The organism is Wolbachia endosymbiont (group A) of Anoplius nigerrimus, assembly GCF_947251795.1.
Taxonomy (GTDB): domain Bacteria; phylum Pseudomonadota; class Alphaproteobacteria; order Rickettsiales; family Anaplasmataceae; genus Wolbachia.
The window spans coordinates 1154975-1181568 of sequence record NZ_OX366385.1 but is presented as its reverse complement, the minus strand read 5'-3'; the positions used below and the strand labels follow the sequence as shown (position 1 = coordinate 1181568).

Annotated in this window: 28 protein-coding genes and 2 other RNA genes; 13 read left to right on the top strand and 17 right to left on the bottom strand. The window is 34.0% G+C overall.

Features of this window, described 5'->3' with window-relative positions:
* The first annotated feature begins 1 nt into the window (after nucleotide 1).
* Both murA and thyX read left to right on the top strand, forming a co-directional pair.
* Nucleotides 2-1279, top strand: a complete 1278-nt coding sequence (gene murA / locus OPR26_RS06335; protein ID WP_265015793.1) for a UDP-N-acetylglucosamine 1-carboxyvinyltransferase — start codon at nucleotides 2-4, stop codon at nucleotides 1277-1279.
* A gap of 9 nt (nucleotides 1280-1288) precedes the next feature.
* Complete coding sequence (thyX, locus tag OPR26_RS06330; RefSeq protein WP_253301957.1) at nucleotides 1289-2143, top strand: FAD-dependent thymidylate synthase; 855 nt, start codon at nucleotides 1289-1291, stop codon at nucleotides 2141-2143.
* A 43-nt stretch (nucleotides 2144-2186) separates the two neighbouring features.
* Here thyX and OPR26_RS06325 read toward each other — a convergent pair whose 3' ends face one another.
* The 7 genes from OPR26_RS06325 to OPR26_RS06295 form a co-directional block, all read right to left on the bottom strand.
* Nucleotides 2187-3347 carry a hypothetical protein gene (locus tag OPR26_RS06325; RefSeq protein ID WP_265015792.1) on the bottom strand — a complete coding sequence of 387 codons (1161 nt, stop codon included), beginning with the start codon at nucleotides 3345-3347 and terminating at the stop codon, nucleotides 2187-2189.
* Entirely contained in the window at nucleotides 3344-3730 is a 387-nt protein-coding gene (locus OPR26_RS06320) for a transposase (RefSeq protein WP_265016300.1), read from the bottom strand. Before OPR26_RS06320 ends, OPR26_RS06325 begins: the two co-directional genes overlap by 4 nt.
* Before the next feature lie 20 nt (nucleotides 3731-3750).
* Complete coding sequence (locus tag OPR26_RS06315) at nucleotides 3751-4116, bottom strand: transposase (RefSeq protein WP_264731180.1); 366 nt, start codon at nucleotides 4114-4116, stop codon at nucleotides 3751-3753.
* 13 nt (nucleotides 4117-4129) lie between these two features.
* On the bottom strand, nucleotides 4130-5935 hold the full coding sequence (locus OPR26_RS06310) for an ankyrin repeat domain-containing protein (RefSeq protein WP_265015791.1): 1806 nt from the start codon (nucleotides 5933-5935) through the stop codon (nucleotides 4130-4132).
* Nucleotides 5923-6675, bottom strand: a complete 753-nt coding sequence (locus OPR26_RS06305; protein ID WP_264702259.1) for an IS5 family transposase — start codon at nucleotides 6673-6675, stop codon at nucleotides 5923-5925. The genes OPR26_RS06310 and OPR26_RS06305 overlap by 13 nt, the downstream gene beginning before the upstream one ends.
* 505 nt (nucleotides 6676-7180) lie before the next feature.
* Nucleotides 7181-8755 (bottom strand): penicillin-binding transpeptidase domain-containing protein, encoded by a 1575-nt coding sequence (locus tag OPR26_RS06300; protein ID WP_265015790.1) that lies wholly within the window; start codon nucleotides 8753-8755, stop codon nucleotides 7181-7183.
* Nucleotides 8710-9549: a polysaccharide deacetylase family protein gene (locus tag OPR26_RS06295; protein WP_320157064.1), complete on the bottom strand. Its 840-nt coding sequence runs from the start codon at nucleotides 9547-9549 to the stop codon at nucleotides 8710-8712. The genes OPR26_RS06300 and OPR26_RS06295 overlap by 46 nt, the downstream gene beginning before the upstream one ends.
* 125 nt (nucleotides 9550-9674) lie before the next feature.
* On the opposite strand from OPR26_RS06295, the gene OPR26_RS06290 reads away from it, so the two are divergent.
* The 6 genes from OPR26_RS06290 (at nucleotide 9675) to OPR26_RS06265 (ending at nucleotide 15265) form a co-directional block, all read left to right on the top strand.
* A complete protein-coding gene (locus tag OPR26_RS06290; RefSeq protein ID WP_265015788.1) occupies nucleotides 9675-11183 on the top strand; it encodes a YifB family Mg chelatase-like AAA ATPase in 1509 nt (502 codons plus the stop codon).
* A gap of 84 nt (nucleotides 11184-11267) precedes the next feature.
* Nucleotides 11268-11723: a hypothetical protein gene (locus OPR26_RS06285; protein ID WP_265015787.1), complete on the top strand. Its 456-nt coding sequence runs from the start codon at nucleotides 11268-11270 to the stop codon at nucleotides 11721-11723.
* A 235-nt stretch (nucleotides 11724-11958) separates the two neighbouring features.
* Nucleotides 11959-13155: a cell division protein FtsZ gene (ftsZ, locus tag OPR26_RS06280; RefSeq protein ID WP_265015786.1), complete on the top strand. Its 1197-nt coding sequence runs from the start codon at nucleotides 11959-11961 to the stop codon at nucleotides 13153-13155.
* On the top strand, nucleotides 13155-13553 hold the full coding sequence (locus OPR26_RS06275) for an EVE domain-containing protein (RefSeq protein WP_265015785.1): 399 nt from the start codon (nucleotides 13155-13157) through the stop codon (nucleotides 13551-13553). Before ftsZ ends, OPR26_RS06275 begins: the two co-directional genes overlap by 1 nt.
* Before the next feature lie 384 nt (nucleotides 13554-13937).
* Nucleotides 13938-14390 (top strand): rRNA maturation RNase YbeY, encoded by a 453-nt coding sequence (ybeY, locus tag OPR26_RS06270; protein ID WP_253302850.1) that lies wholly within the window; start codon nucleotides 13938-13940, stop codon nucleotides 14388-14390.
* 86 nt (nucleotides 14391-14476) lie between these two features.
* Nucleotides 14477-15265: a succinate dehydrogenase iron-sulfur subunit gene (locus OPR26_RS06265; RefSeq protein ID WP_253302851.1), complete on the top strand. Its 789-nt coding sequence runs from the start codon at nucleotides 14477-14479 to the stop codon at nucleotides 15263-15265.
* Between the two features lie 3 nt (nucleotides 15266-15268).
* On the opposite strand, the gene OPR26_RS06260 is transcribed toward OPR26_RS06265, so the two are convergent.
* Genes OPR26_RS06260 through OPR26_RS06245 form a run of 4 tightly spaced genes read right to left on the bottom strand, consistent with a single transcriptional unit; the run spans nucleotide 15269 to nucleotide 18702 of the window.
* Nucleotides 15269-16405, bottom strand: coding sequence for a hypothetical protein (locus OPR26_RS06260; protein ID WP_187297077.1), 1137 nt, complete (start codon nucleotides 16403-16405; stop codon nucleotides 15269-15271).
* A gap of 42 nt (nucleotides 16406-16447) precedes the next feature.
* On the bottom strand, nucleotides 16448-17227 hold the full coding sequence (locus OPR26_RS06255) for a GNAT family N-acetyltransferase (protein WP_265015783.1): 780 nt from the start codon (nucleotides 17225-17227) through the stop codon (nucleotides 16448-16450).
* Complete coding sequence (locus tag OPR26_RS06250; RefSeq protein ID WP_253302854.1) at nucleotides 17217-17699, bottom strand: phosphatidylglycerophosphatase A family protein; 483 nt, start codon at nucleotides 17697-17699, stop codon at nucleotides 17217-17219. Before OPR26_RS06250 ends, OPR26_RS06255 begins: the two co-directional genes overlap by 11 nt.
* 19 nt (nucleotides 17700-17718) lie before the next feature.
* A complete protein-coding gene (locus tag OPR26_RS06245; RefSeq protein WP_265015782.1) occupies nucleotides 17719-18702 on the bottom strand; it encodes an NAD(P)H-dependent glycerol-3-phosphate dehydrogenase in 984 nt (327 codons plus the stop codon).
* Between the two features lie 325 nt (nucleotides 18703-19027).
* Between OPR26_RS06245 and OPR26_RS06240 the strand changes: the two genes are divergently transcribed.
* Nucleotides 19028-19798 (top strand): response regulator transcription factor, encoded by a 771-nt coding sequence (locus OPR26_RS06240; RefSeq protein WP_096616586.1) that lies wholly within the window; start codon nucleotides 19028-19030, stop codon nucleotides 19796-19798.
* Between the two features lie 51 nt (nucleotides 19799-19849).
* Here OPR26_RS06240 and rnpB read toward each other — a convergent pair.
* The 3 genes from rnpB to OPR26_RS06225 all read right to left on the bottom strand — a co-directional run bounded on the left by rnpB (nucleotide 19850) and on the right by OPR26_RS06225 (nucleotide 21546).
* Nucleotides 19850-20196: RNase P RNA component class A (rnpB, locus tag OPR26_RS06235), an RNA gene on the bottom strand.
* A 158-nt stretch (nucleotides 20197-20354) separates the two neighbouring features.
* Nucleotides 20355-20789 carry a hypothetical protein gene (locus OPR26_RS06230; protein WP_265015781.1) on the bottom strand — a complete coding sequence of 145 codons (435 nt, stop codon included), beginning with the start codon at nucleotides 20787-20789 and terminating at the stop codon, nucleotides 20355-20357.
* Nucleotides 20790-20793: 4 nt separating this feature from the next.
* Nucleotides 20794-21546, bottom strand: coding sequence for an IS5 family transposase (locus OPR26_RS06225; RefSeq protein ID WP_264702259.1), 753 nt, complete (start codon nucleotides 21544-21546; stop codon nucleotides 20794-20796).
* Between the two features lie 189 nt (nucleotides 21547-21735).
* On the opposite strand from OPR26_RS06225, the gene OPR26_RS06220 reads away from it, so the two are divergent.
* Nucleotides 21736-22653, top strand: a complete 918-nt coding sequence (locus tag OPR26_RS06220) for a J domain-containing protein (RefSeq protein WP_265015780.1) — start codon at nucleotides 21736-21738, stop codon at nucleotides 22651-22653.
* Here OPR26_RS06220 and OPR26_RS06215 read toward each other — a convergent pair.
* A complete protein-coding gene (locus tag OPR26_RS06215; RefSeq protein WP_265015779.1) occupies nucleotides 22638-23939 on the bottom strand; it encodes a bifunctional folylpolyglutamate synthase/dihydrofolate synthase in 1302 nt (433 codons plus the stop codon). The genes OPR26_RS06220 and OPR26_RS06215 overlap by 16 nt on opposite strands.
* Nucleotides 23936-24526, bottom strand: coding sequence for an MlaC/ttg2D family ABC transporter substrate-binding protein (locus OPR26_RS06210; RefSeq protein WP_265015778.1), 591 nt, complete (start codon nucleotides 24524-24526; stop codon nucleotides 23936-23938). The genes OPR26_RS06215 and OPR26_RS06210 overlap by 4 nt, the downstream gene beginning before the upstream one ends.
* Nucleotides 24527-24642: 116 nt before the next feature.
* Between OPR26_RS06210 and ssrS the strand changes: the two genes are divergently transcribed.
* From ssrS to OPR26_RS06195, 3 genes are all read left to right on the top strand, one after another.
* Nucleotides 24643-24803, top strand: a non-coding RNA gene (ssrS, locus tag OPR26_RS06205) — 6S RNA.
* Between the two features lie 19 nt (nucleotides 24804-24822).
* On the top strand, nucleotides 24823-25284 hold the full coding sequence (locus tag OPR26_RS06200; protein WP_265031396.1) for a type II toxin-antitoxin system RatA family toxin: 462 nt from the start codon (nucleotides 24823-24825) through the stop codon (nucleotides 25282-25284).
* 53 nt (nucleotides 25285-25337) lie between these two features.
* Nucleotides 25338-26033 carry a DsbA family protein gene (locus tag OPR26_RS06195; RefSeq protein WP_265015776.1) on the top strand — a complete coding sequence of 232 codons (696 nt, stop codon included), beginning with the start codon at nucleotides 25338-25340 and terminating at the stop codon, nucleotides 26031-26033.
* Between the two features lie 29 nt (nucleotides 26034-26062).
* Here OPR26_RS06195 and OPR26_RS06190 read toward each other — a convergent pair whose 3' ends face one another.
* Entirely contained in the window at nucleotides 26063-26341 is a 279-nt protein-coding gene (locus OPR26_RS06190) for a DUF2671 domain-containing protein (protein ID WP_253301942.1), read from the bottom strand.
* Between the last annotated feature and the right edge of the window lie 253 nt (nucleotides 26342-26594).

Sequence of the window (26594 nt, the reverse complement as noted above, 5' to 3'; positions counted from 1 at the left end):
AATGCACAAGATATTAATAAGAAATAACTACAAACCCCTGGTTGGAAAAATCAAGATCAATGGTTCAAAGAATGCTATTTTACCAATAATGGCAGCAAGTCTATTGAGTAGCTTCCCGGTAATTTTGCATAATGTACCTGATTTAATTGATGTGCATCTAATGTCTAAGCTGCTTGAGAGTCTTGGAGTGAAAGTGAACTTTACACACAATAAAGATTATAAAGCAAATCATACTTTGAAAGTTGACTGCGGTAATATCAATAATCACGTAATGTCACATGAAACTGCAAGTAAGCTGCGAGCATCTCTTTTAATGCTAGGTCCAATTCTCAGTAGATTTGGTAAAATCACAACAGTCTTTCCTGGTGGATGCAATATCGGAAAGCGTCCCGTTGATATGCATATCAAAGCATTAGAAGAAATGGGAGCTAAAATTGAAGTTGAAGGCTGCAATATAATTGCAACAGTGAAAGGAAAGCTACAAGGAAAAGAAGTTACACTTGAGAAAATAAGCGTTGGTGCAACAGAAAATATAATAATGGCAGCAACACTTGTAGAAGGAGTGACAATAATAAACAATGCTGCAACAGAGCCGGAAGTTCTTGATTTAATAGAGTTCCTAAAGAAAATGGGTGCTAATATTGAGATTAGTGATACAAGGATCACAATAACAGGAGTTGAAGCATTAAATGGATGTGTTCATAAAATAATACCAGATCGCATAGAAGCAGGCACCTATGCACTAGCTGCTATAATAACCGGTGGTAAGTTGGAGTTAGAAGGAGTAAGTCTATCTGATATAAGATGTATTGTGAATGAATTGAAAGCTATAGGGGCTAATGTTGAACCATATAATGAGGGGGTTATGATTTCCAGAAAAAATTGCTCTATTAGGTCTGCTAACATTGCAACAAACCCTTATCCAAATTTCCCCAGTGATATGCAACCACAACTGATGTCTGCAATGTGCATCGCTGATGGGATATCAGTAATTGAAGAGAACATTTTTGAAAACAGATTTGCACATGCAGATGAATTGAGAAAGTTAGGCGCTAATATCAGCATTGAGAAAAGCAAAGCTACTATAAGTGGAATAAAAAGCTTATCTGGAGCTAATCTATGTGCCACTGATTTAAGGTCAACAGCAGCTTTGGTGCTTGCTTCTTTGGTAGCCGGTGGAGAAACTATAATAAACAATTCACATCATTTATGGAGAGGATATGAAGCAATGCATGAAAAACTCAATTCATGTGGAGCTGATATCTCCATTTCATCTTGAGGATATTTTATGAATGAAGCAACTAAACGAACTACAGTAAAAGAAATAGATGAAATCTTATATGAAGAACATAAGGTATTAGATCATGGATTTATTCGAGTGATGGATTATATGGGCTCTGATAGCGCTATAGTTCAAGCTGCTCGTGTTTCTTATGGCAAGGGAACAAAACAGATAAGTCAGGATGAAGCACTTATAAAGTATTTAATGAGACATCATCATACAACTCCATTTGAAATGTGTGAAATTAAGTTTCACGTGAAACTTCCAATTTTTGTTGCAAGGCAATGGATAAGGCATAGAACTGCAAATGTGAATGAATATTCAGCAAGGTATTCAATACTTGATAATGAATTTTATACACCTAAACCAGAACAAGTTGCAAAACAATCTGACAATAATAAACAAGGTAGCGGGGAAGCTTTTGACCCAGATACCTCAAAGGAAATAATAGATTCTCTAACAAATGACTCTAATTCAGTATATTCTCATTATGAAAAATTTATTGAGCAGGGGCTTGCAAGAGAAATTGCCCGAACTAACCTAATGCTTAATTACTACACGCAATTTTATTGGAAAATAGATCTGCATAATCTCCTTCATTTTTTGAAGCTTAGAGCTGATAAGCATGCCCAATATGAAATCAGAGTTTATGCAGAAGTTATGCTGGATATAATAAAAAAATGGGTCCCATTGGCCTACAATGCCTTTGTTGAATATTGCCTAGAATCAGCTTGTATTTCAAGAACTGGTTTAGAAATAATTCGTAAATTAATTAAAGGAGAAAATGTTACTAAAGAAGAAAGTAATATTGGTAAAAGAGAATGGGACGAGCTGATGTCCATACTTGATAAACAATCTTAAAGATAAAGGCATATACATAAATCTTTATGGCAATTGTATATCTCTATAGATTTATAGGTGTAAGCAACAATTTACCAGTATTGTTATCAACTGATATATCAACTATTTTTGAATTTGTTCTCTCTCTTGTTTCATAAAGTTCCTCAGCTTTCCTTAACATTAATGTTGCGTTTCTAAGCGTAACGTAAATTTCACAATAATCTGGAGAATTTTCAATATACATATTATATGAATAAAAATTTACAGCCAGTTCTACTACCCTACAAACCTCCTCTGATGTAAAATTAGCAACTCCTGTATTAGGACAAAAGCCAACGGCTCCTCTATTAGGGTCAAAAAATATGTATTTACCATTCTCTGCTTTATATACCAACATAGAATGTGCAATATTCTCGTCATCATCACTACCTCCTTCATTACAAGCATAACAGGAGAAATTAAATTCTAAGTAGCATTCTATCTCTACATTATCCAAAGCACACTTGACTTTTTCTTGATTAATATGAACCCATATTTCTGTTGATGATAAATCATTACACTCTTGTTCATATATTGTCTTGTCATAAAATTGATCTCCCTCACGTCTCTCAATGCTCTGAATATGAAGAATAGGTAAGAATTGCAACAAGATCTGCGTCATCAACAATTCAGTTGTTTGTTCTTTTCTTCCATCAATATAATCTATAAAATCTTGTTCAGGCACAACATCAGCAGACCTGAGAAATCCAGCAAAGTCTCCCATATTCTTTAATTCTAAAAGAGTAATAAAATAATTTAATGGATGACATAGGCCCTCTTCAGGATCAAAACCCAAAATTTCCTCAAATCTATCTTTTAAGTGTACAAGTTTTGATATGCTATCTGACATAAAATCATTCAAATTAAATTGAATAGCTTTCTCACTTTTAAACAGTTTTTTGTATTGTTTACTAGGTGATAAAATTGGTGCTTTATATACATATCTACCATTCTCTCTATGTATACCTTCTACATCTCTAATGATGCCTTGTTTCACATTTTTACTAATGGCAGATTTGTTTTCATGATCTCTTATATTGATAGTTTGATTTAAAAATTTCACTACTTCTTGCCCTGAAAAAATTCTATCAATTTCTTCATTTGCAATTTTGAAAAATACTTTAATTTGAGAGTTATCTTCGGAAGTATAAACTTTTAATATATTAGACTCAGAGCATGTCTTCAAACTGAAGAATGAGCTAATTTGTGAAGCATAATAGTGATCATATTAAAGAAGATATAGTTTTTTGAGGTGAGAGGAGAATGCTCGTAATCTTTACTCATGTGCCTAAAATTGGAAAGCCAGGCAAAAGTTCTTTCAACAATCCAACGTTTGGGAATAACTTGAAATCCTGTATCAACTATTTTCTTGGCAATCGTTAATAAACATCCCGTTTCCAATAAGCATCTGTTTTGTAATTTACCTATGTACCCTTGATCAGCAAAAAACTTACGTAAAGTTGGAACTTTGCATTTAGCTTGGGCAAAAAGATTTAGAACACTATCACGATCTTGAATACTTGCACTCTGTACTTCAGCAGCAATTACAAGACCCACAGTATCTACAATAATATGGCGTTTTCTGCCCTTTATTTTTTTGCCAGCATCATATCCTCTGGATCCCCTTTTTGAGTAGTTTTCACTGACTGGCTATCAATTATACCTACTGATGGAGTCTTATTTTTACCAATCATCTCTCTTACTTTTTTAACTAGAAAATCATGAATTTCTTGCCATATTCCACTTTTTTTCAAGCGCGAATTACAACTATATACGGTTTTCCATGGTGGAAAATCTTTAGGCAGTTGTCTCCATTGACATCCTGTTCTCATCATATAGCGGATTGCATTAATAATTGTTCTAATACTATGTTTTCTTGGTCTGCCGGTCTTTTTAGGTTCAAAATATGGCTCTATTGTCTTCCATTCTTTGTCACTTATATCGCTTGGGTACATCTTAAAATGTACCTTATACCATACTTCTTAACTTCTTTCTACTCAGTTTGAAGACATGCTCTAATATCTCTTGATTTCCTAAATTAACAGCAAAGTGTAAAGGTGCTAAACCGTAACTATCTTTAACATTAACATCTGCACCATGCTCTATTAGGTAATTTGCTACCTCTATATTTTTCATGCTCATGGCAAAATGTAATGGAGATTTACCAGAACTAATATCTCGAGTATTAATATCTACATTGTGATCTATTAAGTATTTAGCTATCTCTGTATGTTTGAGTTCAATAGCATAATGTAGTAGTGTTTGAGCAGAGGTGTTTTTGACATTAAGATCTGCACCATGTTGAGCTAAATATCTCACCATATCCAGGTCACCTAGCTTAACAAAATGGAATATCGGATTACGTACATTAATATCTGCACCATTGTCCACAAGATATTTTACTAAAGCTGTGTTCTTTATAGCATAGTCAAGCGGCCTGAGATTGTGAGCATCTGGAATATTAGGATTTGCACCATGTTCCACTAAGTATTCAACTATTTCCATGTTTTCCGATTTTATGGCATAGTGCAAAGGTGTCTTAAAACAAGAGTAATCAGTTCCTTCGTAATAAATATCTTGAGAATTGAGATTTGTACCTTGATCGATAAGATATTTTGCTATTTCTGTATTTCCTGATTTAATAGCATGATGTAGCGGTGTTTGTCCGGCTTTATCTTTCGCGTCAATATTTGCGCTATGTTCTACAAGTTCGATAACTTCATTCAAATCCCCTGATAAAGAAGCGGAGTGCAAACGCGTCGCACCGGTTACCTCATTTGTTTCATTTATGTTTCCTATAGTATCTTCTGCATTATCTTCATCAACTACCCTTTTCCTCCTGGATTTAATTTCACTTTTCGTTACTGCCTCTTCGTTTATAGGTTCATCATTAAGTGTAACTTCTGCATCTATCTGATTACTATCCCCCTCCAACTCATTAGATAATTTTTCAGATAGCTGATCACCACTCAAATATGGTTCTTTTGAATATTTAGCGTAATTATGGGGATCAGTACTGTCTGCTGAATAAAAACCACTTTCAAGTTCAGAATAGGAGCTTTTATTGAGCACAAAGAATAAATTATCATAATCAAGCAGCATGTCATAATCAGAACTAACACAATGCAAGAATTCACTATCTTCATAATCTGCTATATAGAATTTCTCAGAATCAAGGGTAATTTCATTTGTTCCCTTACCTTCTGTAGTAAACTGTAAAACTACTGCTAAACGCCCGTTACCTACGTCATTACCTTTTACCACTTTAAACAAGGTAATTTCACCTTTTTCTATGAACTCCTTTAATTCCTCATTCTTTTGATCTAATTCTTCTTCTGCTTGTCTTTTCTCTCTTATCAATTTCTCCTCTTTTTCAGTAGCTTCATTTTGCAACTGTAAAAACATCTCTTGTGTGGTTAAGCTATTTGTGTTGCTTAAAAAATTATCTAACATATTTGATGCAATTGGTGATAATTCACCGTGATCATCAAATACTTTTTCCTTTGCCTTATCATAGTGATTTGGGTTATAGATTGCATAAAGAGGATAAAAGCCATAATCTGCTATTGACGCCCCATCAGATGATAGTTCCATTGAGAATCCATAGTGATTAAGTGGAAGATTGGAAGTTAAATATCTACCGTTATCATCCCTAACGTATAGCTCGCTTCTACCATTGTGTTCACTATATTTATTGTAGTAGATATAAAAATTCTCATGGTTAAGATTGAAGTGATCATCTAGGCTCTGTGGACAAAATTTTAGAGAAGCCATACAAGAGCTCCAACAAAATTGAGAAAACCCATAAAAACCTCAGCAGTTTTATCAAATCTGGAAAAAATGCGCCTAAAATTTTTAATTTTACCAAAAAAACACTCAATCAAATGACGTTCTTTGTAGATATGCTCATCGTAATACCTTTGCACTTTTCGATTCCGTTTTGGCGGAATAACTACTGTACATCCCTTGTCTTCAAGACTTGTAACAAAGGCATTGCTATCGTAGCCCTTGTCAGCTACTACAGTAGAGTTATAGATACTTTCGGTCAACACTTGTGCCTGCGTAATTTCATTTCTTTGACCAGGAGTCAGAGTAAATTTAAGTGGATTTCCAAGTGCATCGACAAGCGCATGTATTTTAGTTGTAAAGCCACCTTTGCTCCTCCCTAAAGCTTCTTGATCCTTGGAGTTTTTTGTATATCCAGATGAACATGGATGGGCTCGGATGATCGTACCGTCGATTATAGCAACTTCTAAATCAGGCTCTTGTTTAGTATATTCAAGCAATTTTTTCCAGACATCTCTTTCACACCATCTTTTAAATCGCTTATGTATACTCCTGTAATTACCATAAGTTTTTGGTAAAAGTCTCCATTGGCAACCACTTCGCACTATGTACCACACTGCCTCTATGAATATTCTTAAACGTTTTTCATCTTTGCTGTGCATTCCTTTTACGCTTTTTATGAACTCTAAAATTTGTTTCCAATTTTCCTCTTTGATGTAATATTGCATATGGTAGTTTCTCCATTTTTTACCTATTAGGCTAAACTACCATCTTTTTCTCTCTTTTCATATTTTTTGTCCACAGAGCCTAGTCATTGTCTATTTTCAGTATTGGCGTTTTTTAAGTCTTAAACGCTGCAATTTAGCTGCTTTTAAATGCAACTAACCTTAGCTATAAATGTTTAAGAAATTTACTAGGCAGAAAAAAAGGCAAAGAAAACCCGTGGTAGCTAGTTATTACACTCTCTATTTTAAAATTTGACGTTGGGTGATGTCTTGAACGCTTTATAAGCGCGTTTCAGCTTGTATAGGTAAAAACCTAGAAATTTGATAAAGACATACGGTGCACATAGTGCAAAGAATTAAACAATAGTACGCCAAATACAAGTTTTCTTGTCATTTTAATCTGCTGCAGAGATTGCGAAGTTAAATAAAATAGCTTCAGTTTCATGATAAGGGGGCTGGCGGAGTTTGTCAAGCAAGTTTTTTCGTTTCTATTCCCAATGTTATATGGTTATGCAAGAAGTCTAATACTCATAGTTTCAAGCATATACTGAAATATCTCATTAGCAATTGCAACATCTTTGCGTGGGGCTTTACCGTGTTCTATAAACACAGAGATTGCATAGCGCGGGTTATGGTAAGGGCCATAGGCGATAAATAACTTATGACTTTCGCCCTTAGAGTTTATTTCTGGTGTACCGGTTTTGCCAGCAATTTGTATACCGCTTAGCCCTTTCTTATAGGTTCCAGTTTTAGAATTCACCACATCAAACATAGCTTTTCGAACTATGCTAAGATGCTCACAATCCACATCAATATCGGGAAAATCTTGTATCGTTTCATTCATCTTAATGCGGGGAATTACCTCTTTTCCTGTTGCAATCCTCGCTGCAAGAACTGCAAGCTGTAGTGGTGTTGTAAGCATATACCCTTGTCCTATAACTAAGTTGATAGTGTCACCTAAATACCACTGCGAATATAGCTTTCGTGTACGCCAATCTCTATCTGGCAACAACCCTGGAGCTTCTTCTTTAAATGTTCCAATCAGTGGCCCACTTCCAATACCAAATTTTCTGGCCATTTCTACCAGAGAGTCTACACTTATTTTTTTCCCTATATTATAAAAGTAAGTGTTGCATGATAATGCCATTGCCTCATTTAAAGATACATACCCATGGACTTTACTTTTCAAGCAGCGAAATTTCCGCTTACCTATTTTCATATAGCCCTTACACGAGAATTTCTCTTCTGGTGTTATTATCCCGTCTTTTAAACCCGCAAGCGCAACTATTACTTTAAATATTGAACCAGGTGGAATTTGATACGACAATGCACGATTCACAAGTGGTAATGAAGGAGCATTCAAGCTTTCCCAAGTCTCATTTGATAGTCTGCTAGCAAAAAGATTATTATCGTAAGAAGGTGAATTATATAGTGCTAAAATTTCTCCGTTACTTACATCAATTACCACTGCGGACCCTTGGTGATCTTTAAATACCTCTGCGATTTTCTCTTGCAGATTAATATCAACTGTTAGCTGTACATCTTGTCCGTCTTGCTGTGGTGTACTTGATAATTCTTTTATGACGCGTTTTTTAGAATTTATTTCCTGCTCAGATTTTCCTGACTTGCCTTTCAATATATGATCATATGTATATTCAATACCGCTGATTCCTACTTCGTTTATGCCTTGCTGTCTTTTTGTATATCCGATTACATGAGAACATATTGAACCAAACGGGTAATAACGTTTATAAAGAGCAGTTATTTTTTCTGACGATTTTGCTATTTTAGACTCGACTTCTGATAATGTCTGCAAATCAACTTCCTTACCAGAACCATCAAACAAAACAACATACGAAATTTTATTTATCGCAAGTTCAATGCTATTCCTATCTAAAATTTTGCCCCGCTGAGGCATAATAGTAGCGACTCTTATTCTATTACTATTAGATAATGCTTCGTACTTTTGTCTGTTTCGTATTTGTAAATTATATAACCTATAGCTAAAAATAGCGGAAATGGTAAGCTGAATACCACCTAATATGAATGCTCTGCGGTTAAAGACTTTGTTTTTTGTCCGCATAAAATTCCTTCAAAACGCACTTTTCCCCCCTCTTTGATTATTATACTTCTGGCTTTTACCGTATTACAAACCCTTTCCTCCCACTCACTTAAGGTAACAAACTTGTAACCCGATTTTTTTAGTATTTTAATAATATGAGGTAAAGCTTCAATTGTGTTTGATCTGTTATTGTGATCATGAAACAGTATAACTGCCCCATTATGTACATTACTTAAAACTCTTTCAACTAAAGCTTCTGGTTTATCACCTTGCCAATCTAGCGAATCAACTGTCCATAATATCGAATACATATCCAATTTATTAGTATTTTCAATCAGATTATCATCATGACATCCATATGGTGGGCGAAACCATTTTACATCTTGTTTTGTTGTATTTTTAATTGCTGTATTTGTCTTTTCCAGTTCTTGCAATTGTTCCTCACTTGAAAGCGATGTTAACTTCCTATGCGACCAAGAGTGATTGCCTAACTCATGACCTGATTCATGAATTTTCTTTACTATTTTAGACGTTTTTTTATTTATACGTTCACCAAGTACAAAAAACGTTACTTTTGCCTCATAGCTTTCCAGAACATTAATAATATCGTTTATTCTATTGTTGGAAGGCCCATCATCAAACGTAAGCGCAACAAACTTATCGTCGTTATTCAACAATTTTTTTATATTACTTAAATTTCTATATGATAGATCCAGATTACAACTGAGCCCACAGTATGGTAAATTAAAATTACAATCACTACAGAAAACTGCGCTTGAGTATAGCAAAAGAAAAGCGATTATCCTTATAAACATTTTGTAATCAGTAAAGTGATAGGATACTATGCACTTTTTTGCTAAGTTAAGCCATCTTTAATTGCTGTAGCCTTTACTTCATCACTTCTTTAATATATTATATTAACAATTTTATATAATGTATTATGATTGCAAATATAAATACCGTTGCGCTTCAGGGAATTAGCACAGTAAATGTCAATGCACAAATTCATATGGCAAATGGTATTCCAGCTTTTAATATTGTTGGATTGCCGGATAAAACTGTTGCGGAATCCAAAGAGCGCATCAGAGCAGCGTTAAATTCAATCAATCTACTACTACCTCCAAAAAGAATTACAGTTAATCTCTCCCCTGCGGATTTGCTGAAAGAAGGTAGTCATTATGACTTGGCTATTGCTATTGGACTACTTGTTGTAATGAATGTGATACCAGTTGAAAAAGTTCAGTCTTATATCATTATGGGTGAGCTTGCCCTTGATGGCAGAGTTATTCCAGTTTCAGGAGTGCTGCCAACAGCAATTAATGCAAAAAAGGACAATAAAGGAGTAATTTGCCCGAGAGGAAATGGTGTAGAAGCTGTATGGGTGAAGAATGTTTCAATTCTGGCTATAGAGAAATTAACTGATATTATCAGACACTTTAAGGGTGAGCAATTAATTCAGCCAGTAATTTTTAATTATAGTGATGCACCCAAAGAAAAAAGATTGGTTCCCGATATGAAGGATATTAAAGGCCAAGTGGTTGCAAAAAGAGCAGCTGAAATTGCGGTAGCAGGTGGTCATAATATGCTTCTTGTTGGCCCTCCTGGTACTGGAAAGTCAATGCTTGCTAAACGCTTTATAGGGTTGCTGCCTGATTTGACCGAACAGGAGATGATTGATGTTAATATTATTTCCAGCATAACAAAAACTGGTAATGAAATATTCAAAGTAACTCGCCCCTTTCGTGAACCTCATCACTCATGTTCCATGCCAGCAATGATAGGGGGAGGAAAGAATGCAAAACCTGGAGAAATTACCATGGCTCATAATGGCGTGTTATTCCTTGATGAGTTGCCAGAATTTCCAAGACTTGTGCTTGATTCTCTGCGCCAACCACTTGAAGATAGAAAAGTTACCGTTGCAAGGGCAAATGCTCACATAACCTACCCTGCAAATTTTCAACTGATTGCTGCAATGAACCCTTGCAGGTGCGGTTATTTAGGTGATGCAAGCAGATCGTGCAACAAAGCTCCAAAGTGTGGCACAGATTACAAAAACAAAATATCAGGCCCATTGCTTGATAGAATAGACATATGCATTGAAATGCCAAACGTTAGCATACTCTCTCCTGAAATCTCTGTGGAGGGAGAAAGTACTAAAATCATAAGAGAAAGAGTGATAGCAGCAAGAAAAGTTCAAACTGAGCGCTATAGTGAATTAAATATTCGTTGCAATTCAGAAGTAAGCGGTGAAGCATTTAATAAATTTACTGAACCAGATCAGGCAGGGTTAGAATTGCTAAAATACGTACTGAAAGAAAATTACATTTCCAATCGAGGCTACACACGCGTATTAAAAGTTGCAAGAACCATTGCAGATCTTGCAAAAACTGAAAAAGTAAAAAGAGCACACATTGCTGAAGCGTTGAATTACAGAATAAGGGTATATTAAAAAATTAGTTTACTTGACAGACAATTTGTTTCATTGTATACTACCCTCAATGAAATTTTAATATTCTATTTAAGGAGTAGAGTTATGGCATTAACAAAATATGATTACGAACAAAAACATAGTGTTTTTTACGCTATTTCAGAGGGGTATAGACAAGTTAATAATGAACACTGGGGAGTTACAGGTGCTGCTGGTGGGCTTGGTCAGTATATTAAGGATAATAAGTTAAGAACAGCATTATTTCCGCTTGCAGTTGCAAGTGTTGTCTTTACAGCAATGCATATGAAAGCAGGCTTTGTTAGTGCAGCAGAAGCTTCTGGGTTTCTTGCTAAGACTGCCAGCTACTTTGTTGGGACAAATCAAGCAATAGCTGCTTCATTACCTGGATTTATCGGAACAGGTGTTGCTGGTCAGATAGTTGCAGGTGCCATAATGGCAATTGCTGCAGCTGCTGTTCTTTATGGAACATATCAAGTTGCCTCAAAATTAAAAGATGTTGTGGTTGAAGCATGGAAAGGAGAAGAAAAAACTGTATCATAACTTCAACAAAACAAAAAGGGATAGGTTTCTGTCCCTTTTTGTAAAAATTTTCTATTTTTTTGAAGTAATATCATCCAAAAATCTAGTAATTATAAAATAGCACTTATTAGTATAAATGTTAAGAATAAGTAAATCCCGTTTACTGTTTACGCCTATAGAAGTGAAAAGTATTTGCATATTATTAAAAAAGCGGTAACTTATTATCAAGTGAATTCGCTAAATTTGAGTAATTTAAATGTCTATTGATCTTAGTCTACCGGAGTTACCTATATTACACCCAAGGATTACCGTTGTGGGAGTGGGTGGTGCTGGCGGAAATGCTGTGAATAACATGATCCAATCTAATTTGCAAGGAGTGAATTTTGTTGTCGCAAACACCGACGCTCAAGCACTAGAAAAGTCGTTATGTGATAAAAAAATTCAGCTTGGCATTAATTTAACTAAGGGTCTTGGTGCTGGTGCCTTGCCTGATGTTGGCAAAGGTGCAGCAGAAGAATCAATTGATGAGATTATGGAGCATATAAAAGATAGTCATATGCTTTTCATCACAGCAGGAATGGGCGGTGGTACTGGAACCGGTGCAGCACCGGTAATTGCAAAAGCAGCCAGAGAAGCAAGAGCCGCAGTTAAGGATAGAGCGCCAAAAGAAAAAAAGATATTGACTGTTGGAGTTGTAACTAAACCGTTCGGTTTTGAAGGTGTGCGCCGCATGCGCATTGCAGAGCTTGGACTTGAAGAACTGCAAAAATACGTGGATACACTTATTGTCATTCCAAATCAGAATTTATTTAGAATTGCAAATGAAAAAACTACATTTTCTGATGCATTTAAACTTGCTGATAATGTTCTGCATATTGGCATCAGAGGAGTAACTGACTTGATGGTCATGCCAGGGCTTATTAATCTTGACTTCGCTGATATAGAAACAATAATGAGCGAGATGGGCAAAGCGATGATCGGCACCGGAGAGGCAGAAGGAGAAGATAGAGCAATTAGTGCTGCGGAAGCTGCAATATCCAATCCATTACTTGATAATGTATCAATGAAAGGTGCGCAAGGAATATTAATTAACATTACTGGTGGCGGAGATATGACTCTGTTTGAAGTTGATGCTGCAGCCAATAGAGTGCGTGAAGAAGTAGATGAAAATGCAAATATAATATTTGGTGCTACTTTTGATCAAGCGATGGAGGGAAGAGTTAGAGTTTCTGTTCTTGCAACTGGCATTGATGGTCGCAATAATAAATCAGAAACTTCACCTATAAGTCAGAGCGAAGACTCAGAGAAAGAGAAATTTAAGTGGCCCTATAGTCACAGTGAAAGTACGCAAGACAAAACACTGGAAACAAAACCAACTGAACAGGTAAGCGAAGGAGCTAAGTGGGGCAGCAATATCTATGATATACCAGCTTACTTAAGAAGAAAAAAATAATGCAACTTTGGCTACTCAAGTCAGAGCCAAGTGAATATTCATGGCAAAAAATGGAAAAGGAGCAGGTAGTTGAGTGGGATGGCGTGCACAATTATCAAGCTCAAAATTACATGAAAATTATGAAAGTAAGCGATCTTGCGTTTTTTTACCATACAGGTAAAGAGAAAGCAATACTTGGAATCGTTGAAGTATTTAAAGAGTATTATCATGTTAATGATCCCAAGTTCGGATTAGTGAATGTAAAGTTTTTGAACCCTTTAAATAACCAAGTAACGTTAAATAATATAAAACAAAACCCACTTTTGAAAAATATGGCTATATTAAAACAACCACGTTTATCAATTACCCCAGTTTCGGAAATTGAATGGAATGAAATAATAAGCATGAGTGATGTGTAATACCTGTCATTTCAGTTCCTAAATGATGTCATCTCAGCACGCAACGCACAGCTGTATGAATATTTGTCTCGAAGGCAGTGCATTAAACATTATAGCCGGTTTTACATCAAACACAAAGGTGTCATTCCAGTGCTTGACACTGGAATCCAGCCTTAATGCAACCACATTAAAACTGTTGTGTTTTAATATAGGATTAGCTACTTTTATATTCACTAACTTGATGTCTAATCAAAATTCCTGGATCCCAGTGTCTGGGCAGTGGGATGACATCCTTCTAGTGTACAATATTCGTACAGTTGTGTACATGACACGAGGGTCTATAACTCTTCTTTTTTGGATTCCAATGTCAAGTTATGAGATGATGTACTTTCTGGTGTGTCACTCATGTTAGAAGTAAATATTCTTGACAAGAAATGGTGCAGCATTATAGAAAATCCTAAAAATTTTGTATTAGGTATCATCAATGCTTCTCTAAAAGAATTAAAAATAGATCACTATAAACCAAATATATCAATAGCTCTGGCTGATGATGACTTGCTACATCAACTTAATTTAAAATTTAGAGAAATGGATAAGCCAACTAACGTACTATCATTTCCGTATGAACAATTGTCTAATGAGTGCGATTTAGGAGACATAGCAATTTCAATAGACACAATAAAAAGAGAATCGCATGAGTATTGTATACCCATTCTTGCTCACATTGCACACATGTTAGTGCATGGATTACTGCATTTACTTGGTTATGATCACCAAAAAAAAGATGAAGAAATTATAATGCAAAATCTAGAAAGAGAGATTTTAGCTTCGCTTGGCTACAATATGTGCGCGATTTAAAAGGAATTTAATAAAAATATAGTAGATGATAATAAAATATGTTATCTACAAAGGGTTTTAGCTATAAACAATAAAAGGTAAGTGATATGGTTCAGTTTTCTTTGCCAAAGAATTCTAAAATTAATCAAAAGGGCAAAATTTATCCTATTCCTGCTAGAGCAAAAAACATCAGAAGATTTCAAATTTACCGTTGGTCTGCTGATGACGAGAAAAACCCTAGAATAGACACATTTTTTATTGATATGGATAGTTGTGGCCCTATGGTACTTGATGCATTAATAAAAATAAAGGATGAAATAGATTCGACTTTAACTTTCAGACGTTCTTGTAGAGAAGGCATATGTGGATCTTGTGCCATGAATATTGACGGAACCAATACTCTTGCATGTACTAGATCTATACACGATATAAAAGGTGACGTAAAAATATATCCATTACCTCACATGTATGTGATAAAGGACCTAGTCTCGGACTTGAGCCAATTTTATGAGCAATACAAATCAATTAAACCTTGGTTACAAGCAGATAAGCCTGCCCTACCAAATAAAGAATACTCTCAATCTCCTGAAGATAGAAAAAAATTAGATGGCTTGTCCGACTGTATATTATGTGCTTGCTGTTCGACTGGTTGCCCAAGCTACTGGTGGAATAGTGATAAATTTTTAGGACCAGCAATACTATTACAAGCCTACAGATGGATTGCTGACAGCCGTGATAATAAGACAGGTGAAAGACTTGATGTTTTAAACGACCAATTCAAGTTGTATCGTTGTCATACAATAATGAATTGCACAAAAACTTGTCCTAAAGGACTTAATCCAGCAAGAGCAATAGCGAAAGTAAAACAGCTCATGGTAGAAAAAGAAGGAGTTTAAGTATCATCTTTTGCATTCTTCGTAAGAGAACAGCAAACCTTCCGAAGCGTAGGGTATTGTTAATACCCTGAACGCTTTTCCATTCGTGAAATGCATCGTATCATCATACGATGCAAATAATTTTTTGAATAACTCATGTCTTTGGTTACTAATAGTTTGAAAATCCTCTTTTTCTAAAAGCTTTTTAGATTCGAAGAGGTAAAGCATAACTTCATGATAAGTTGGATAAGATGCCAAAAATTTTGGGTCAAATTGAAAAGTTTTTATGAAAGCATTATTATAAAATTTTAGCTTTTGATTCTTACTATATATTACTATAGCAACCGGCAACCTCTCAAGCAAATTTTTCTGTGTAGCTAAGTAACTGTTTAATTCAGTATATAATTTCTCTGCATCACTAACATCTTTCCCATACATTACTATGCTACCAGAACCTTGTATTGGAATTTTAACAAAATCGAAAACCTTAGGTTCGTTCTTGTAAGTTACGACATGCCTTCCTGGTTTTGTGCTATGAGCGCTACTGGTAATAGCAAATTTCTTAGAGCCATCTACATATTTATCATAAAACAAATTATAAAATTCTACCTTTCTATTCTTGTTATATTTTAGTATTGGAAATGGTAAAGAGTTGAAAACATTTTTATAGCTTTCCACTTCTTGTGTAAGCTTACTATTTTCTAGCTCAAGTCCGTGAGCTTTTATTTTACAGTCTGAAACATTCCTTATCCATAACAGCACACCAATCACATTGTTAGAATCATCTATTATGCTTCTGCCATAACATATGCAATAAACCTCACTGTCTTTTGACTTTAAATCTAGAGTAAAAGATTTATTTATTTCCTTTGCCTCAGCAAAATTTTTAATTAAACTTTCTGATTGCTCAAAAAAATTCACAAACTCATTAAATGAGTAAAAAACAGTATTAAGCAAAATTAGTAAGTTGGGAGAGAACTTTTCTATACGCTTTTTTGCATCCCAAATATAAAACCCATCATTCACAGTATCAATTAAATTATTTATGATAACATTTCGATGTTGTAAGTTCTTAATCTTATTACTAATTTTTAATTTAGAATAAGAGAGAAAGAATAATATTAGAATCAATATTAAAACCACTTCATACAAAAAAAACATAGCACTTCTAAAACAGATGTAAAAACTTGTAACCGCTCAGAATTATGCTGAAGAGTTATATAAGTAAAGATTGCCTAACATTTGAAAGCCCAATCTCTTATAAAGGTTTACAGAAGGTTTCATACAATGTGCTACTATATATTTGCATTCAAGCTGTTTAGCTATCTTTATTCTTTCTAAAACCATTTGGGTACCTATTCCACGATTCCTGTAAATTGGTAAAACTCCATCACTATAAAAACCAGCTACACTGTCTTGAACATAAAGACCGCATGTCCCAATAATTTCACTATTTAGTGTTACAAGAAAAAATCTTAATCTTGGGTTTTTATCATCATAATTTGATAATCCGCGAAAAAATGTGCTGACAATTCCAATGCCATGATAAAAAATTTTAGAAGTGTGTAAATCTAACTGTTCTAAGAGGTCGCTACCATTTACAGCATTTAACCTTAAGTTTGGAATAATATCAGCAGGTAAAAAGTAATTTTTCATATTAAGTAAAGCTTTTTTTGGTGTGCTAACGTGTTTTATTTCACACTTTTCTAAAATATCTCTTATTTTCATATGTGAATTTATTACCCATGTTGCTTCTATATCTCTTGTTCTGAGATAATCTAGAGTTTTTTGTATAGAAAGCTCGGTACATTGATCTCCACAGAACACAAAATTAAATAATGATTCCCTGGTACCATTTATTGTAAATGTAACGTTATCAAATTCATCGTGTACTTCCCACTCAGATAAATTCACTGTGTACAGTATATAATCCTTTAAATTTTGAACAATTAAGCTTGAATAATAAATTTTTTTATCCTGCATACATCAACAATAAACAATAAAAGGCTCCTATAAGAACACAGGCTAAAATTGCAGCTATAATATCATCTAGCATAACACCTAAAGGACCTTTGGTATTTTTATCGATCAAATTTATAGGCCACGTTTTTATTATATCAAAAAACCTAAAAGAAAAAAAGCACAACAACAATGAAGAGCAATTCATCTCTTGGCTTAACAATATCGAAACTAAAAGTATTGTCAGCAATTGACCAACTACTTCGTCAATTACTACCTCTTTTGGATCACATGAAGTCTTGTAGTGTTTTATATAATTGCCTATAGACCATAGTCCAATCAAAAATAAAAAAAAAATAATTGCTACACCTAAAATTCTGTCACTTAGTATTACAGGAACAATTGGATAAGAAGCTAAGCTGCCTACGGTACCTGGCATTTTTTTTACTGTGCCAGACAGCCACCATGTTGATATCAATTTATATAAAAATTTCACAATACACCAAAGTACAAAACTAATTTACAAGAACAGAAATAGTATCCTCTATAGAGGTGCTTTCATACAATAATTTATAAATCGCTTCACATATAGGCATTTTAACTCCTAACTTTTGTGTTAAATCAAAAGTAGACTTAACAGTACTGACACCTTCGATTAGCAACTTGCTTCCAATTAGGATTCGTTGAATATCATACTCCTCATGACTACTACCTAAATTGAATCCAAAAGATAGATTTCTTGAATTTAAGGATGTACATGTCATGACTAAATCACCTAAACATGAAGGCCCGAGCAAAGTATCCATATTGATATTGTTGTTACCAATTTTTGCTAAGTACAAAGTTTTAATTTCATTCATACTTTTTGTAATCAACGCTGCATGAGCATTAAACCCGAGTTTTCTACCAAAAATAATTCCACATGCTATAGCAAAAACATTTTTTAATGCTGCACAAATCTGTACTCCTATAATGTCGTTACTAAACTCCAACTTAACATTTTTTTGTTGCAGCTCTGATACTAGCTTTGAACCTAATGTGTTATTTTGGCACGCAAGAACCATTGAATAGGGCAATTTTTTTGCAACTTCTATAGCAAAACTAGGGCCTGAAAAAATAGCAATAGGATTGTTAGGTAAAACTTCATTTACTATTTCACTAGGTAATTTTAACGTAGACTTTTCTATTCCCTTACAAGCTAAAATTATTGCTACATCTTTTTTCAGATTACAATTATGCAATTGCTGACATACCTCCCTCAGAGACTGAGTGGGAACAGCGAGGATTGTTACTGAAGCATTAATTGTGTCTTCAATAGCCAATTTTACTGACACATTATCAGAAATTCGACAACCGGGTAGCTTGTCACTTTCTCTTTTCCCGTTGATTGATTCAAATGTAGTTTCATTGCGAGTCCACAAAATCACATCTTTCTTACTACTGAGTGAAATTGCGATTGCTGTACCCCATGCACCAGCACCTAAAATTGATATTGCCACACAATATTCCTGAAAGTATTACTTATACTTTAAAACAGTAGGATAAGTAAATTAAAAATATAACACAGACATATAGAATAGTTAAATATTTATTAACCGAAGTATTCTTTTAATAATAGTAACTTTAATTCAATATTTACTAAAAATATTATTACTACCATGGTATATCTATTATATTTTAGATCTATTTATATAACTTTGGAACAATATATTTACTATTAATTAATAAGTGTAATTTTGATCATTTGTTAATAAAAATTTGATTTATTACTTTCCTTAGTTATATATATTACTAAAATTATAAATTATTTATGGGGTGTAAAATATGCGTATATTATTAATTGAAGATGATCAAGTAAGTGCAAAGACTGTGGTTAACGCCTTAACTTCTGATGGACACTTCTGTGACGTTGTTACTTCTGCACAAGATTATAACAATAATATGGTTTCCTCAAACGGAGATTACTATGACCTAGTTATTTTAGATATACACTTGCCTGGTGATATTGACGGATATGATATATTGTTAAGACTAAGAAGTGCAAAAATCAAAGTTCCTGTCTTAATACTTTCATGTATATCTGCTGTCAATCACAAAGCTAAAGGGCTTGGGTATGGTGCCGATGATTACTTAACCAAGCCATTTCATAAAAGCGAGTTATTAGCTCGAATTAAGGCCATAGTGCGTCGTACTAAAGGCCATCCTGAATCGGTGATAAAGATTGGTAATATAAATATCAATTTTGATCACAGGATTGTTGAGGTGAAAGGTAAAACGGTTCACCTTACTAATAAAGAGTATTCTATGATAGAATTGCTAGCACTGCGTAAAGGAACAGTACTAACAAAAGAAATGTTCTTAAATCATCTTTACAATGGCTTGGATGAACCTTCAGATAACAAGATAGTTGATGTTTTTATGTGCAAATTACGTAAGAAACTTGAAAGTGCAAATGATGGAAAAAGCCACATAGAAACCGTTTGGGGCAGAGGGTATGTTCTGAAAGAGTATATTGATGATGAAGAATATTCTAATGTTAATGTAGGCGAAAGTAGTGATGGCTATCAAGCAGAACAAGTGAAGGACAACGCATGAAATGCCTACATATTTAAACATAGCATGGCTTATATCGCACGTATCATGTGACGCCTAGGTGAAATATAAGCCGAGTTCTGTTTATGTAGCTATTTATCTGGAGTAAATGTTACCATTTACCTCATGCGATTTACCCGAGTAGATATGAGGAAAACATAAAATCTACTTCTATTTAATCTTGCTCCTAGTGTTGGTTACTCGACTACCAATGTTGCCATTGCCATGGTGTGCTCTTACCACACCTTTTCACCCTTACCTAAAATATTTTAGGCGGTAATTTTCTGTAGCCCTATAACTGGAGTTACCTCCGGCAGGCGTTACCCGTCACTATTTTCCCTTGGAGCCCGGACTTTCCTCTGCTATGTTTATCACATAACAGCAGCTACTTATTCCACCCAGGAATTATATTTTAACATGAAAATCACAAAAGCAAAAGACAATTTCCTAACGGTCTACATATTAAAAACATTTAGACAAATAGCTAAAGGTAATATTCTGGCACATCATCGCTATCCCAAGATAAGCTTTTTTCACTTTTAGACTCTGCTTCAGTTAGTCAAGAGCCTGGTCCACCACTTGAAGACGACGAGCTACTTCTTGATCGACTACTACTTTCTACCAATATACTATTTAGCACTGTTTCAGATTGATCCATAGTTTGCATAGAGATATGGCTCATTCTGTTACTAGCGATAAAAATTTCTTCATCGCTATTGCCACTTGAAGATGATCGCCTTCTATCATTGAAATTAGTTAGTTCTAACACAGGAGCAGCATTATAATAACCGTGATATTTCTTAATGCATTTATATGCTATGAATCCTATAATTCCAGCAATACCTATTGCTCCAATCAAAGATCCTCCTATCATTCCTGCCCTATTAGACCCTATAGCAAGTTGAGTAGGCTGTGGTGAAGAAGTAGTTTGAGGAAGTAAAGTCGTGGTAAATATAGGAGTTGTTGACTCTCTTGTTCTAGGCTCTGTGGACAAAATTTTAGAGAAGCCATACAAGAGCTCCAACAAAATTGAGAAAACCCATAAAAACCTCAGCAGTTTTATCAAATCTGGAAAAAATGCGCCTAAAATTTTTAATTTTACCAAAAAAACACTCAATCAAATGACGTTCTTTGTAGATATGCTCATCGTAATACCTTTGCACTTTTCGATTCCGTTTTGGCGGAATAACTACTGTACATCCCTTGTCTTCAAGACTTGTAACAAAGGCATTGCTATCGTAGCCCTTGTCAGCTACTACAGTAGAGTTATAGATACTTTCGGTCAACACTTGTGCCTGCGTAATTTCATTTCTTTGACCAGGAGTCAGAGTAAATTTAAGTGGATTTCCAAGTGCATCGACAAGCGCATGTATTTTAGTTGTAAAGCCACCTTTGCTCCTCCCTAAAGCTTCTTGATCCTTGGAGTTTTTTGTATATCCAGATGAACATGGATGGGCTCGGATGATCGTACCGTCGATTATAGCAACTTCTAAATCAGGCTCTTGTTTAGTATATTCAAGCAATTTTTTCCAGACATCTCTTTCACACCATCTTTTAAATCGCTTATGTATACTCCTGTAATTACCATAAGTTTTTGGTAAAAGTCTCCATTGGCAACCACTTCGCACTATGTACCACACTGCCTCTATGAATATTCTTAAACGTTTTTCATCTTTGCTGTGCATTCCTTTTACGCTTTTTATGAACTCTAAAATTTGTTTCCAATTTTCCTCTTTGATGTAATATTGCATATGGTAGTTTCTCCATTTTTTACCTATTAGGCTAAACTACCATCTTTTTCTCTCTTTTCATATTTTTTGTCCACAGAGCCTAGTCATAACAGAAATAATTTTTACCAGAGATATTTATAAAATAATTGACATAGTTTGGAAATATGTATATTATAGAACATTAATAGTTAGTTAATTTGTAGGTGTGATGTGGGCTATAAGCTAAGAACAAGAGAGTATGATTATAATGAAAGTTTATTTAAAGAGCTAGGCATTGAAACGCAAGAAGTAGAGGGGCGTAACTTTTTAGAGATATCTAATATAATAACAAAAAAGTATAGAGAGTTAGCAAGAAAATCTCACTCAGATAAAACAGGAGGAAGCGATGAAAAAATGCAAGCCATTAATGAATATAAGGCAGGACTTTTAAAATATACTAAGCCATTAAGCAATGGGAAAAATTTAATAATTGTTGAGGAAAAGCAAAGATGTGTGCAATTAGCTCAACAAGGCCAGAATGATAAGCGCATAAAATGTTTCATTATTTTTGGAGTAGTAAGCCTATTACTACTCATTTCATCATTAGTGTCGTATCTCTACTTAGGATTTAGGTTATTTAAGGCTGCTAATTTTACCAATGCACCTGGTATTTTGTTTAGTGCTAGTCTAATAACAGCTGTTACAACTTTTTTCTTAACAACTTATCTTACTTTTTCTTTAGTTAAAAAATTTGTAGACCTGCAGAATACTCAACAAGAACAAGGCGAAAACTTAGATCAAGAAGAGCTAGAAGAGGAAATGTTTAAAAGTAGAAAATATAAATTTTTGACTTTCACTTCTCAATATTTATTTTATCTTCCTTGTATTTTGTTGGGTGCTGGTTTGACATTACAATATCAATCTAGTTGTGTAGACAGTAAAATACTCATTGGGTTTGCTGCGGTATTAGGGTGCATTTTATTATTACAGTTAGCAACTGAGATCTACGAGAGAAAGGTTGTAGATCTGGTGAAAACTGAAGGAAGGGGTACTGAACAAAGAGCACCTGTAGGAATGTTAACCGAAAAGCCAAGCAGTACTGTAGATCCTGATGGTGCTTTTAACACCTCAGCTCATGAAGTGGGTTGATTATTCTCCATAGCGAAGTCTCTAGCTAGGAACAATGAGCCACAGATCAGTATGGTTTTGACGTTTTGGATAGAGGCTTTTAATATGTGATTTGATATTGCATCGCCAATTGACTCACACTCAATTGCTTTTATTCCTATGTTATTGGCTTTTTCCCTAATCAAGTTTGTATTTGTTGCTTTGGGCTCAGATTTAACACAAACCGCACATAATAACTTGATATATGGTTTTAAGTGTTCTAAGAACTCTTCCACATTTCTGTTACGAGTAACACCAAAAATTATATAGATACCTTCAGCAAAATTATCTTTTACCCACTGAAATAGTACTCTAGCACCATCATTATTGTGCACACCATCTAAAAATAATTGCCAATCTTTTGGTAGTAAAGAAATTAAATTGCCCTCTTTTATACGCTCCAGTCGTGCAGGCCAATAAGTGCACTGTAAACCTGAAGTGATATCCTCTTCTCCAATATCAAATCCATATTTTCCACTCAAAATGCTACATGCTGCAATAGCATTGCCTGCATTGATTATTTGGTGATCACCCTTTAAAGACGGCAAAGGAAATTCTATTGATTGAATAGCTGATTGGAAAACCATTTTATTGTTCTTTTTTTTGCAATTCCATTCAAAACCTCCTCTATATAGGGGAGATTTCTTATTTATTGCGTGGTATTCTAGCGTGTTCATTATAGATTTTTCTTGTGGTGCTATCACGCAAGGAACATTAGGTTTCATTATTCCAGCCTTTTCACCTGCTATAATTTCTATAGTAGGGCCAAGATATTCCGTATGATCAAGTGCAATGGAAGTAATTATTGTTAAAATCGGACTATCTATAACATTTGTTGTATCAAGTCTTCCACCCATACCCACTTCAATTAAAGTTATATCGGCTTTATGACGAGAAAAAGCTAAAAAAGCTGCAATAGTTGCAGCTTCAAACAGAGTGATAGGTTGTTCTGCAATTACGGCACGGCATTCTTCTAACAAGCTATATAATTCATTATCGTCGATATAACTGCCTGCAATAACTATTCTTTCATTAAAATTCACCAAATGTGGAGAAGTGTATGCGTGTACCTTATACCCTGCTGCTTGCATTACATATCTTATAAATGCTAGTGTTGAACCTTTCCCATTAGTTCCAGCTATATGAATTATGGGCGGCATTTTTTTCTCAGGATTACCCAATTTATTTAGAAAGCTTTTTATGCGATCAAGAGAAAAATCCTTTGGTCTACTACCAAGCGGTTTAGGCCAATGAGGCATATATATCATGGATTGTTATTGCATTTTAATTCAGCTATAACGCTTGCTATGCCATGCGTGTCGATTTTTTCACTAAATTGAGAACGTTGATTAATAGCAATACTTATTCCGCTCATTACAACATCACTTATCAAGAAAGAACTGTTATTTTTAGTAACTTTAAAATCAATATTTGTAAATTCTTCATCACCGTAAGAAAATCTTGTACCAATTAAGCAAGTTTCATCGTCAACTGCTTTTGTACTCATTATGATCATTTCACTATTACTCATGTATTTAGATAAAATTTTAACGCACAAACGTGTAAGATACACTTCATACTCTCTTAAGAAATCTTCCCTTTCCTTCTGGGTAGTCAAAGCCCAATATTTTCCCATGACAAATCGAGATATTTCTTTGAGGTTAACATTATTCTGAATGACCTCCTGAAGCTTTTCGTGTACATGCTCTAGGTTTTTTCTATTTCCTTTTGTAGACATGCTGTCTACTTGTTGCTTCATAGTATGCACAAAAATTTTGTGATCTGTACAATTAGTGTAAGCACTTGAAGAAATTACAATAAAAACAATGATAGTTAAAACTTTAGTAATGTTCATAAGATATATTTATTAGCTATGATACTTAGAATGCAAAGTTTAATAAAGATTAAATAATAATCGCTAGCTTTAATATATCTATAGACACACCTTGTATAAATTATCTACAATTAATTAAGGGTCTGTTCTATGCGTTATGAGTTAAGTTAAATTTCCCGAGCGATAATTTCTAGTCAAGGGAATTGCCTCTATTGATTTCGTTGAAATTAATACGCGATGCCCACCTTAACTTTAGTCTCAGGAATCTACTAAGGCTGACGGTAGATACGGATCCTATTTTGATTGGTTTAACATTTATGCTTCATCAATACAAAGAACAGGGTGTTTTCCTATGTTCGCCTAATGAAGTATTCCAAATTGTAATTGATGTTGAAAGGTATCCTGATTTTGTTCCTTGGTGCAAAGCCGTTTATATAAAAGAAAAAATTAACAACCAAATGGTTGTGGATCTCCTTGCAGCTTTTCATGGAATTAAAGGTAGATATACATCAGAAGTTACTTCTCTTTCTCCAAGTGGAACAAATGAAGGTTGGATAAAAGCTGTATCATCAAATGGAATATTTAAACATCTATACAATGAATGGCAATTCATTCCCATAGATGAAAATAAAACTATGGTAAAGTTTTATATAGAGTTTAAGTTTAAGTCCAACTCATTTTCCACTTTATTAAACTCAGTATATAAGTATACACAAAGTAAAATAATTGCTGCATTTAAAGATAGGGCTGAAAGCCTTGCTAAACAAAAGTTATCTTGACATTATTAATATAAATATGTAATTTTTTTAGTAAGTTAAGTGTTTGTATTGTAATGATTTTTAGACTATTGTTTTTACTAATTCTTATGAGTGTTAATTCTTATGCAGTTGTTAAATCCAGTAACCAACATATTCAAAAAGAAACTAATGAAATAACATCAAAGGAGTTACTATCACTATTACCTGATGATAAATTATTAGGAGATCCAAAAGCACCAATTCTAATGATAGAATATGCTTCATTAACTTGCTATCACTGCTCTCTTTTTCATAAGAATGTTTTTCCTAAAATTAAAGAGAAATATATAGACACAGGTAAAATGTTATATATATTTCGTCATTTTCCTTTGGATTACAGAGGGCTAAAGGCTGCAATGCTAAGTCATTGCTACGAAAAACAAGAAGACTACTTTAATTTTAACAAAGCTGTTTTTAACTCAATAGATTCATGGAATTACTACAATTTAAGTGATTTGACTTTACTACAAAGAATTGCTGCACTAAGCAACTTAAAGCAAGATGCATTTAACCAATGCATTAATGATAAGAAAATAATGGATAAAATCGTAAATGATAAATCACTGGCAATCAATAAACTTGGTATCACAGCCACTCCAATATTTCTCATCAAACTTAACGATGATAAATCATATATAGAGCATAATAAAGTTAAACATGAAGGGTATAAAGAGTTGAAATACTTCACTAACGTAATAGATGAATTATATGGAAAAGCTATAGTGAAGTAATACCACTGTAGCTTACCATATAAAAGACTCTATGCTGAGCCATTGTTTTTTACGACTGTTTGTTGTTTTTTACGCTCAAACTCTCTTTTTTTACTGTGCCAAGTGTAGTAATACATAGCGATTTTATTCTCTATTAATACTATTGTCCCATCATAAAACTGAACCATATCCATAACTTTTTTCTGAGCTTCATCAAAACGTTCTTTATACTTTTCACGGTAAGCTGGATTATGCAGCAACACAACCCCTTCATTCTTATTAGATTTTTTGTTTAACGTTTCAACTTCACTAGCAATAGTATACGACATATAACCCCCTCTAATTGATTATAAAAATTATATTTTAAAAAGAGAAATGCGCATAAACAATCCCTTTAATTCTAGTATAATAATCGATTGTTTATTATACTAGTTAACCATAGTACAATATATAATAATTTTTGTCACTTAAAATTTTATACTATGAAATAATAACTTAAAATAAATGTTTTTATTATTTCAAACTATATTATTATATTTATAAATTGTGTATGAATTAAGCCTCCCTAATTTATAATATAAA

Excerpts from the sequence above, each read along its gene's own strand:
- murA (WP_265015793.1), top strand. The coding sequence starts at position 2 with ATGCACAAGATATTAATAAGAAATAACTACAAACCCCTGGTTGGAAAA.
- thyX (WP_253301957.1), top strand. The coding sequence starts at position 1,289 with ATGAATGAAGCAACTAAACGAACTACAGTAAAAGAAATAGATGAAATC.
- OPR26_RS06315 (WP_264731180.1), bottom strand. The coding sequence starts at position 4,116 with ATGTACCCAAGCGATATAAGTGACAAAGAATGGAAGACAATAGAGCCA.
- OPR26_RS06310 (WP_265015791.1), bottom strand. The coding sequence starts at position 5,935 with ATGGCTTCTCTAAAATTTTGTCCACAGAGCCTAGATGATCACTTCAAT.
- OPR26_RS06305 (WP_264702259.1), bottom strand. The coding sequence starts at position 6,675 with ATGCAATATTACATCAAAGAGGAAAATTGGAAACAAATTTTAGAGTTC.
- OPR26_RS06300 (WP_265015790.1), bottom strand. The coding sequence starts at position 8,755 with ATGCGGACAAAAAACAAAGTCTTTAACCGCAGAGCATTCATATTAGGT.
- OPR26_RS06295 (WP_320157064.1), bottom strand. The coding sequence starts at position 9,549 with ATGTTTATAAGGATAATCGCTTTTCTTTTGCTATACTCAAGCGCAGTT.
- OPR26_RS06290 (WP_265015788.1), top strand. The coding sequence starts at position 9,675 with ATGATTGCAAATATAAATACCGTTGCGCTTCAGGGAATTAGCACAGTA.
- OPR26_RS06285 (WP_265015787.1), top strand. The coding sequence starts at position 11,268 with ATGGCATTAACAAAATATGATTACGAACAAAAACATAGTGTTTTTTAC.
- ftsZ (WP_265015786.1), top strand. The coding sequence starts at position 11,959 with ATGTCTATTGATCTTAGTCTACCGGAGTTACCTATATTACACCCAAGG.
- OPR26_RS06275 (WP_265015785.1), top strand. The coding sequence starts at position 13,155 with ATGCAACTTTGGCTACTCAAGTCAGAGCCAAGTGAATATTCATGGCAA.
- ybeY (WP_253302850.1), top strand. The coding sequence starts at position 13,938 with ATGTTAGAAGTAAATATTCTTGACAAGAAATGGTGCAGCATTATAGAA.
- OPR26_RS06265 (WP_253302851.1), top strand. The coding sequence starts at position 14,477 with ATGGTTCAGTTTTCTTTGCCAAAGAATTCTAAAATTAATCAAAAGGGC.
- OPR26_RS06260 (WP_187297077.1), bottom strand. The coding sequence starts at position 16,405 with ATGTTTTTTTTGTATGAAGTGGTTTTAATATTGATTCTAATATTATTC.
- OPR26_RS06255 (WP_265015783.1), bottom strand. The coding sequence starts at position 17,227 with ATGCAGGATAAAAAAATTTATTATTCAAGCTTAATTGTTCAAAATTTA.
- OPR26_RS06240 (WP_096616586.1), top strand. The coding sequence starts at position 19,028 with ATGCGTATATTATTAATTGAAGATGATCAAGTAAGTGCAAAGACTGTG.
- OPR26_RS06225 (WP_264702259.1), bottom strand. The coding sequence starts at position 21,546 with ATGCAATATTACATCAAAGAGGAAAATTGGAAACAAATTTTAGAGTTC.
- OPR26_RS06215 (WP_265015779.1), bottom strand. The coding sequence starts at position 23,939 with ATGATATATATGCCTCATTGGCCTAAACCGCTTGGTAGTAGACCAAAG.
- OPR26_RS06210 (WP_265015778.1), bottom strand. The coding sequence starts at position 24,526 with ATGAACATTACTAAAGTTTTAACTATCATTGTTTTTATTGTAATTTCT.
- OPR26_RS06200 (WP_265031396.1), top strand. The coding sequence starts at position 24,823 with ATGCTTCATCAATACAAAGAACAGGGTGTTTTCCTATGTTCGCCTAAT.
- OPR26_RS06195 (WP_265015776.1), top strand. The coding sequence starts at position 25,338 with ATGATTTTTAGACTATTGTTTTTACTAATTCTTATGAGTGTTAATTCT.
- OPR26_RS06190 (WP_253301942.1), bottom strand. The coding sequence starts at position 26,341 with ATGTCGTATACTATTGCTAGTGAAGTTGAAACGTTAAACAAAAAATCT.